The sequence below is a fragment of the Oleiphilus sp. HI0128 genome, assembly GCF_001635365.1.
This window is the reverse complement of sequence record NZ_LWGG01000754.1, coordinates 20,645-28,918: the sequence shown is the minus strand read 5'-3', so window position 1 is coordinate 28,918 and position 8,274 is coordinate 20,645. Positions and strand designations below refer to the sequence as shown.

Genomic DNA, 8,274 nt, shown 5'->3' with positions numbered 1-8,274 from the left:
AAGCGCGCGTAACCACGGGCGAATGGTCAGATACCTTACGTGAAGCCTTCGGCGAATTCCGTCCACCAACAGGTGTTGATGGTCAGGCGCTGACAATCGAGTCAGATACCCTGGAACAGGTTCGAGCTAAAGTTGAGCAATTCATCGAAACGAATGGCTATCGCCCTCGTATCGTCGTTGGCAAGCCGGGCCTTGATGGCCACTCAAATGGTGCTGAAATGATTGCTGTTGCAGCGCGTCATGCAGGCTTCGATGTTATCTACTTCGGTATTCGCTTAAGTGCTGCAGATATCGTGCAATCGGCTTTGGAAGAAAACGTCGATGTGATCGGTATTTCATTGCTTTCTGGTTCTCACAACGAGATTATTGATCAGTTATTTGAAGAGTTAGAAAACAATAATGCCAAGGATGCGATTCCTGTCATTCTGGGCGGCATTATTCCAACACCAGACTTTGAATCACTTCAAAGCAAGGGTGTTAAGCGCATTTTCACGCCAAAAGATTTTGACCTAATGGCAGTGATGAACGAGATCATGGACGTCATTAATGCACAAAAAGCAAACTAAGCCTGATCTTGCGCTTGATCAACTGACTGCACAAATGCAGTCAGAGCTACCTGAGAAAGTCGCGCAGCAGTTAGAGCAAGCAGCCAATCTAGAGAAGTGGCCAATTGCCCAACTAATTTCGGTCTTTGAGCGAAATACCACGCAGAACTTTGTCACTCGGCACCAGATTGTCTCTTATCTAGAAAAGAAGCAATCTGGTAACGACAAACAAGGTATGGTCTTGGGTATTACCGGTACGCCCGGTGCAGGTAAGTCGAGTTTAATCGGCGAGCTTTGCTTAACGCTGCTTAAAGAGCGTTCGGACATGTCGATCGCTGTCTTGGCGATAGACCCTTCTAGCCATGAGTCTGGCGGCGCCCTGCTCGGCGACCGGACACGGACAATTTTCCCGGTAAAAGACAAGCGACTATTTTTCCGATCTCAAGCCTCGCAGCAAGACTTGGGTGGAATGAGTAAGCAAACCTTCCACGTAACGCGCTTGCTAAGAAAAATTTTTGATCTGATCATCATTGAAACGGTCGGTATCGGCCAAAGTGAGATTGAAGTTCAGAAACTTAGCGACCATACCTGCCTGGTAATGCAGCCATTGGCTGGCGATCAGGTTCAGTTTATGAAAGCCGGAATCATGGAAGTCCCGGACACCTTTATCATCAATAAATGTGATGAAGATAATTTAGCGAAAAAAAGTCTGCACTTGCTTAAATCGAGTCTAAAATTAGCCAGTATTTATGTAGAAAATGCCGGTGATAAAAAGCAAGCAAATGTTAAAGATATATTTTTAACCAGCGCAATAAAGCGCAAAGGTATTACTGAACTGGCTGATCACGTACTTGCATATCGCGACCAAGCTATTAGTCAGGAAGCTTTGGAAAAGCAAGAAAACTACTTTTTACATAAGTGGATTAAACAAGCTTACGGCGAGTTCGGTGAAGGGGTATACGAGCACTTCGCTCAGGATAAAGGCCTCCATACAGGAAGCCTTGAAGAAAAAGAGTTAAGATTTAAAACAATTATTGCCCAATTCATTAATCAGATTCATGACTAGATTTTTTGATACATATCAACAACTTGAATCAAAATTTAAACAATAATAACAACACAATCAAAAGAATTTAAAAACTAACAACAATTTAGCGACATTTAAATCATGAGGAAAACTAAATGACTAAAGAACTATATGACATCGGTGAAGCGCCACCACTAGGTGAAGTTCCTGCAAAAATGAATGCTTGGCTAATCCGCCCAGAGCGCTTTGGTAAGCCGATGAAAGCTTTCCAAAAGGAAGTCATTGATACACCCGAAATCAAAGATGACGAAGTTCTTGTTTACGTTATGGCAGCAGGCGTTAACTATAATAACGTGTGGGCAGGTCTTGGCGTACCGGTTGACGTTATCGGCGCGCGTAACAAGCAAGGTGAACCGGAAGAATTCCATATCGGTGGTTCCGATGCTTCAGGTATCGTTTATAAAATCGGTAAAGATGTTACTAACGTAAAAGTGGGTGATGAAGTTGTTCTTCATTGTGGTAGCTGGCAGAAAGGCTGTAAAGCTGAGCAGAAAGGTACCGATCCAATGTATGACCCTAGCTTTCGTATTTGGGGTTATGAAACTAACTTTGGCAGCTTTGCACAGTTCACTAAAGTTCAGGATCACCAATGCCTACCAAAACCTAAGCACCTTAACTGGGAAGAAGCGGCAACTTATATGCTAGTGGGCGCAACCGCTTACCGCATGCTTATGGCATGGGCACCAAACAACGTTAAGAAGGATGACGTTGTCCTTATCTGGGGTGGCGCTGGCGGCCTAGGCTGTATGGCTATTCAGATCGCTGCAGCAATGGGCGCTAAGCCAATCGCTGTTGTTTCTGACGAGAGTAAGTTTGATTACTGCATGCAATTGGGCGCTGTTGGCTGCCTAAACCGTAAAGACTTCGACCACTGGGGCATGATGCCACACTGGAAAGATGAGTCCGCTTACGCTAAGTGGAGCAAAGGTGCGCGTGCATTCGGTAAAGCTATCTGGGATATCCTTGGCGAGCGTCGTGGTGTTGATGTTGTCTTTGAACACCCAGGCGAAACTACTATTCCTACGTCTATCTTCGTTGCTGAAACAGGCGGTATGGTTGTAGTTTGTGCAGGTACTACCGGCTTCAACGCGACCTTAGACCTGCGTTATCACTGGATGCGTCAGAAGCGTCTGCAGGGCTCACACTTCGCAAATGATGATCAAGCAATCGGCGTAAATAACTTGGTAATTGAAGGTAAAGTCGACCCTTGCCTATCTAAAACCTTTACCTATGAAGAGCTTCCTGACTCTCATCAGCTAATGTATGAAAACCAACACCCTCATGGCAACATGTCTGTGCTCGTTGGTGCAACTGACTTTGGTCAGGGCGCAGAGAAGTAGTTTCTAATAGTAAAAAATTAAAAAGGCGATCTTCGGATCGCCTTTTTTATGCCTGATATACCGCTCTCATTACATTAAACCTACTCCATCTTGAGCCTTAAAAGGCTTGAACTTTCTCACTCAGTCCATATATTCTCAGATAACACCACACATGAGATAAACCAAAATGATGAGAATATTTTTATTCCTGGCCACAAACTTAGCCGTTGTATTAGTCGCTAGCTTCACACTTAGCCTACTCGGGGTCGGCAGTTACATGACCGCTCAGGGTCTGGACTACAATAACCTCCTTGTCTTCTGCCTGATATTCGGTATGGCAGGTTCAATCGTGTCGCTGCTGATGTCAAAATTCATGGCAAAGCGCAGCATGAGAGTTCAAGTGATTGAGGAGCCACAAAACGCTGACCAAAAATGGCTCTATACCACCGTCCAGGATCTTGCTCAAAAAGCCAATATCGGTATGCCTGAGGTTGGCGTATTTAACAGCGCACAAGCTAATGCTTTCGCAACCGGCTGGAATAAAAATAACGCCTTAGTCGCCGTAAGCACAGGCTTACTCAATAAAATGAGCCGTGAGGAAGTTAAGGCTGTACTTGGGCATGAAATCGGGCACGTCGCAAATGGTGATATGATTACCCTCACCCTTATCCAAGGAGTCGTAAACGCATTCGTTATGTTCTTTGCGCGAATTATCGGTAGCTTTGTTGATAGAGCAGTATTCAAAAATGAAAGCGGTCACGGCATGGGCTTTTTTATCGCCACCTTCGTCGCAGAGATGATATTAGGAGTGCTCGCTAGCACGATTGTTTTCTGGTTTAGCCGCCGTAGAGAATATCGAGCAGATATAGCGGGAGCGGAGCTAGTTAACCCCGCTGCGATGGTCAGCGCACTTGCACGCCTGCAGGCTGAATACGATAAACCAAGTGAAATGCCTTCTGAAATGGTCGCTTTTGGTATTAGTGGCGAACTGAAGAATTCATTAGGCGGTTTGTTTATGAGTCACCCTCCTCTAGACAAACGTATCGAAGCGCTTCGACAGCGTTATAGTGCTTAGGTCCTGAAGTAGCTAGTTCGAAAGCTTTATTTTCGAACTAGCTCTAAAGACCGATACCAATCAGACTGACCCGGGAGCACCTTAAACATTTGGTAGCGCTTAACGCTCAAGTTTGCTTGTTTCGCATAAAGTGTATAGTCGTAGATTTTGTGAACCGGGTTTTTCGCTATTAAATGAAATGCGAATAGTGCTGAGTAATAGTAAAGCCGCTGACATAGTCTTTGCACTAGGTTTCCACTGATCGGAGCAAAGTCCGCAACCATTAGGCTGCCACCCGGTTTAAGCTGCAAGCTTAGATGATTTAGCATTTCGATCATCAATGGGTGAGCGAAGACATTCAAAAAGTAATTCGCTACCACATAGTCATAATAGCTGTCCTTAAGGTGCTTAAATGCATCACCCAGGACAAGCACGACGCGATCGTTCAAGCTTAATCTCTCTAGCTTACATTCAATACGCTTTAGCATTTTAGGTGAAAGTTCAACGACAGTAATCTCGGCACCTTTTTGCGCAGCAAGTACCACATCTTCACCGCTTCCCGCCCCCACAAACAGTAATTTATCACCGGGCTTTATGTCACGCAGCTGCCAACGCTTACTCGCAATGATCTTACCACCACTATATAAATGCGCGGCCTTTTCGTAGAACCTAGCCGTTCTGTCATAACGACCTCTCACAAAAGAATTATCTTCAGACATCACTAAAAAACCTGTATTGCTTTTAAGGTAGCAATGGTTGCTTTAGGCAACGAGATCCCCGGAGGAATACATTGGAACCAGTGTTCACTCTGTGCTCGATATCGAGTTTTATGGTAAGCAAGTGCTTGAAACGCATATAGAAAACTTCCATAGCGATACATTAATTGTTGCAAGTAGCGTAATGAAGCAATCTCATGTGGAAAGCTCTGAAGCTCGTGCAAGGGTGCTAAGCCCAGTGACAAACGAGCAACACCTTCTTTCTGAAAAACCTTCATTGCTTCAAGGATTGTATAATCTAGAAAGCCATTCGGTTTTATCCCAGGGCAAGCGCGAATGATATTAGCTGTATAACCTATGATCTTATCATCCTGAAAATAGGGATCAAAAAACACATATCCAACGAGCTCTCCTTTTAGGTAACAGAAAAACTTCCTGACTCCCCAAGCATCTCTATACTCTGGCGGCCGAGTAATGAGCCTAAGTTCACGCTTAGTCACCGCCTTGGTTTGTCGCCAGCGCTCGGAAATATCCCGAACTCTATCTTCATTCACCTCAGACCAAGCCTGTTCTTTAACAACAAAGCCCCTACGTCCAAAGTTAGATGCCCAGCGCAGATACTTTTTCTCTTTCCCTTTGACATCAAAACTGTTGAGTGAGAGCGAATACTCAACCCCCATATCGTTACATCGATAACCCCGATCTATCAAAGCACTCGCACAATCAGCATCAACTGCCATGAAAATACTTGGTCGCTTCGTTGACGCTTCTAACGCATCTAATAAGGGGTGAAAGTCCTCATCAGCACACACCGGGCGGGTAAACGCAATATTGAATTCAGAACCAAGGAAACGCTGACGAAAATAGGAAACATAGCCCCGATGTGCAGAACCAAAATGTTGTACACCGGCTTGCAAGTTAAAATAAGAGCTGGACTGGCAGCCATAACGTTGAAGTAAGCTTTGTTTATCTTCTGTTGACAAGCTGTCTTCTTTGAATGGAAGTAAAACCCGCTCTGCAGAGCCTACCTTAGTGGCAGATGCAGCCAATGACCTTTCAGCTGTCAAATCAAGACAAGTCGTCATGAGCATTCCTCTCTCAACGTTACCTGTTTCTTTCTGCCAAACCAAAAGGCTTTTAACATCACGTCAGGCCGAAGCAGGCTAAGCGGTGAGCTCACCATATTGGCAATCGATAAGCAGCAATGTGCTAAAGGTTTTGAATGTATACAGGCCGCGAGCAATCTATCCATATAGCGATAAGATACGTTTAAATACCAAGGAATATTACGCCCTTCTGTCTCAGGCCAGCGCATATCTTCACTGATAGCTATCATCCACGCAGTAAAAAAGAATCGATTGAAACGTCGATAGGTTCTACGTGCCCACGTATTAGAGAAACCCGAGCGCGCCCCCTGCTCTAAACGCAACGCTAAAGACTTCGCAGCCATTGCAATTAGTGTAAGACCTTGTCCATATAGCGGGTTGAATGCACACATCGCATCCCCCATTACAAGCAGGCCCGAAGGATGATCTTTCATTTGATCATAGCGATGCCATACATTTTCAGTTCCTCGAAAATGTGTAATACCAGAGGCCGGCGACATATCACTCAAGGCACGATGAATATATTTGGTTGGCAATTCAGCAGCAAATTGAGTAAACCCATTAAGGTCATTACCTGGATACACAGCATTCATACCGATTAGAGTGAGCAGCCACTTATTATTCTCGACGGGCCACAAGCCTGCAGCACGAGGACTTGTTGGCGCATGAGGGGCAACCTCAATAGGTTTAACCTGCTGCCCTGGTCGAACCTCGAATAACTGACTGGCATACCCTAGCTTGGGGTTAACATGCGTCCCGCTTACCTCTGACAAGCCCTCTTTCTTGAGCCAAGTTCGCGTCCGGCTACCTCGGCCCGAGCAATCAACAACCAAGTCTGCTCGCAATGTTTTTTCAGCACTTATACTCCCTTGTTGATATCGGAGCCCTGTCACTCGCGAGTTATCATTATTCAGTATGAAGCCACTCACTTGGCAAGCGTAACGACGCTCAATGTTTTCAATACTCTCTATCCGCTCAGTCACCACTCTGTCAATTAAAGGGCGACGACATACCCTCAAATCCAAGCCAGACTCAAAACGCGGTAATTTACCTTCGCCTATAAACAAAGAAACATCTTCAGAGTAGTTAACTAAGGGAGCCCCATAACGCTCAAGCTCTGCATCAAAGCCAGGAAAAAACTCTTCGAATAATTGGCGACCTTTAAGTAATAAAAGGTGTTGATGCGCGGCTTGCGGAAGCCCCTTTCGAAATAACTCTCCCGACGTTGAAGAGAGCTCGTCCGGTGCAGCATCTTTTTCTAGAATCACCACCAAGTCAAAGTGCTCTGAAAGAACTTTTGCCGATAACATGCCTGAGATGCTTCCACCAATAACCAGCGCAGTCCCTTTATTTGCTCGCTGTGACGCCATCCGTCAATCCTTCGTATTAGGCTTAGTTATTTGTTTTTGGCAAGAATGGATAAGCCTGACTCCAGTGCGTCTTGGTACTTAGGCCTCTTAGCTTGTGCCAGCAATGCTCGAATTGTGTCGAATGAAGAATCAAGATAAGCAACATTAAACAAGTGATACAAGGTGCTCTGTACTAAGCCACCTGGCTGAGTAAAACTTTGATGTTCTATTTCTGTCTGACCATTACCCAGGCTTGTAAACTGCCAGTAGCCCGCCATTAAAGGGAAACGAACTAAACGTAAGTCTCGTGGTTCATAAGGCTTATCTACGGTGATAAAGTTAATACGGTTTCTGCGTCCCTCAATATCCGTCACCATAGAATACCGGCTTAGAGCGTCTCTATTGTAGGCACCGGTAAAGTTATAGGTTGTATAAACATAAGTATCGGGATCAGATTCTTCATACATTACTCGCTCAGAAATCAATACACTGATCGCCCACTCTTTGAAGCCTTCAACATCTTGAATGACGGCTGTAAGTGCCTCGTGAGATTCATCGACAACCACCTTAAAACGACACTGCATAATTTTGCTGACATGCTTTCGGCACTCAGAACCAATTCCACCTTCCGACCTTTCCTGCTGCCAATCAGTAAGCCATTGAGGACTTTTGGTAGATGTTTCAGCTGAGTTTTCTGTAGCCAATAAGGCACTCGAATATAAGATGCTTATTAAGCCTAGGAAGATAAAATTCATGATTTCACCCGTTTATTCTTTTGCTCTTATTTCAGTTGTGCGAACTATATATTCACACGACTATATTTTACGCAATATATTTTTCCCCGAGGAAAAGCTCATAACTTTTACGGCTTACCTCGTAAATTAGGTAGCTATAAAACCACAACAACTTTACAGTGTATAGTTAAATTTTCAATAATATGGACTGTTTCTAATTATCATTTATTAGCAGGGTTTTGAGTCAGACAAGGAGGAAGCCGATAAGTTCAATGTATACAAAAGGAACTTTCGGCTTGTAGGCTGTGACCTACCTTCATCGCTGGCACGCAACTCACAGTTTGAGTTTGATATACACCTATGA

The 8,274-nt window shown here is 44.6% G+C and carries 8 protein-coding genes; 4 read left to right on the top strand and 4 right to left on the bottom strand.

The annotated features are described in order from the left end of the window. The 4 genes from A3763_RS10290 to htpX form a co-directional block, all read left to right on the top strand. Positions 1 to 566, top strand: a 566-nt coding sequence (locus A3763_RS10290) for a cobalamin B12-binding domain-containing protein (RefSeq protein ID WP_197482876.1), incomplete at its 5' end; no start/stop codon positions are given. After that, on the top strand, positions 547 to 1,611 hold the full coding sequence (locus A3763_RS10285; RefSeq protein ID WP_082865307.1) for a GTP-binding protein: 1,065 nt from the start codon (positions 547 to 549) through the stop codon (positions 1,609 to 1,611). The genes A3763_RS10290 and A3763_RS10285, both read left to right, overlap by 20 nt. 116 nt (positions 1,612 to 1,727) lie before the next feature. Beyond that, positions 1,728 to 2,972: a crotonyl-CoA carboxylase/reductase gene (gene ccrA / locus A3763_RS10280; protein WP_068513768.1), complete on the top strand. Its 1,245-nt coding sequence runs from the start codon at positions 1,728 to 1,730 to the stop codon at positions 2,970 to 2,972. Positions 2,973 to 3,138: 166 nt separating this feature from the next. Next, on the top strand, positions 3,139 to 4,026 hold the full coding sequence (gene htpX / locus A3763_RS10275) for a protease HtpX (protein ID WP_197476066.1): 888 nt from the start codon (positions 3,139 to 3,141) through the stop codon (positions 4,024 to 4,026). Between the two features lie 26 nt (positions 4,027 to 4,052). Here htpX and A3763_RS10270 read toward each other — a convergent pair whose 3' ends face one another. The 4 genes from A3763_RS10270 to A3763_RS10255 are packed head-to-tail and all read right to left on the bottom strand — an operon-like array spanning position 4,053 to position 7,931. Then, a complete protein-coding gene (locus A3763_RS10270) occupies positions 4,053 to 4,724 on the bottom strand; it encodes a class I SAM-dependent methyltransferase (RefSeq protein WP_068510408.1) in 672 nt (223 codons plus the stop codon). Between the two features lie 2 nt (positions 4,725 to 4,726). Further along, entirely contained in the window at positions 4,727 to 5,806 is a 1,080-nt protein-coding gene (locus tag A3763_RS10265) for a DUF2156 domain-containing protein (RefSeq protein WP_068510409.1), read from the bottom strand. Continuing rightward, complete coding sequence (locus A3763_RS10260; protein ID WP_068510411.1) at positions 5,803 to 7,197, bottom strand: NAD(P)/FAD-dependent oxidoreductase; 1,395 nt, start codon at positions 7,195 to 7,197, stop codon at positions 5,803 to 5,805. The genes A3763_RS10265 and A3763_RS10260 overlap by 4 nt, the downstream gene beginning before the upstream one ends. A gap of 26 nt (positions 7,198 to 7,223) precedes the next feature. Continuing rightward, a complete protein-coding gene (locus A3763_RS10255; RefSeq protein ID WP_068510413.1) occupies positions 7,224 to 7,931 on the bottom strand; it encodes a hypothetical protein in 708 nt (235 codons plus the stop codon). Positions 7,932 to 8,274 lie beyond the last annotated feature (343 nt).

Excerpts from the sequence above, each read along its gene's own strand:
- ccrA (WP_068513768.1), top strand. The coding sequence starts at position 1,728 with ATGACTAAAGAACTATATGACATCGGTGAAGCGCCACCACTAGGTGAA.
- htpX (WP_197476066.1), top strand. The coding sequence starts at position 3,139 with ATGATGAGAATATTTTTATTCCTGGCCACAAACTTAGCCGTTGTATTA.
- A3763_RS10255 (WP_068510413.1), bottom strand. The coding sequence starts at position 7,931 with ATGAATTTTATCTTCCTAGGCTTAATAAGCATCTTATATTCGAGTGCC.
- A3763_RS10270 (WP_068510408.1), bottom strand. The coding sequence starts at position 4,724 with ATGTCTGAAGATAATTCTTTTGTGAGAGGTCGTTATGACAGAACGGCT.
- A3763_RS10265 (WP_068510409.1), bottom strand. The coding sequence starts at position 5,806 with ATGACGACTTGTCTTGATTTGACAGCTGAAAGGTCATTGGCTGCATCT.
- A3763_RS10260 (WP_068510411.1), bottom strand. The coding sequence starts at position 7,197 with ATGGCGTCACAGCGAGCAAATAAAGGGACTGCGCTGGTTATTGGTGGA.
- A3763_RS10285 (WP_082865307.1), top strand. The coding sequence starts at position 547 with ATGCACAAAAAGCAAACTAAGCCTGATCTTGCGCTTGATCAACTGACT.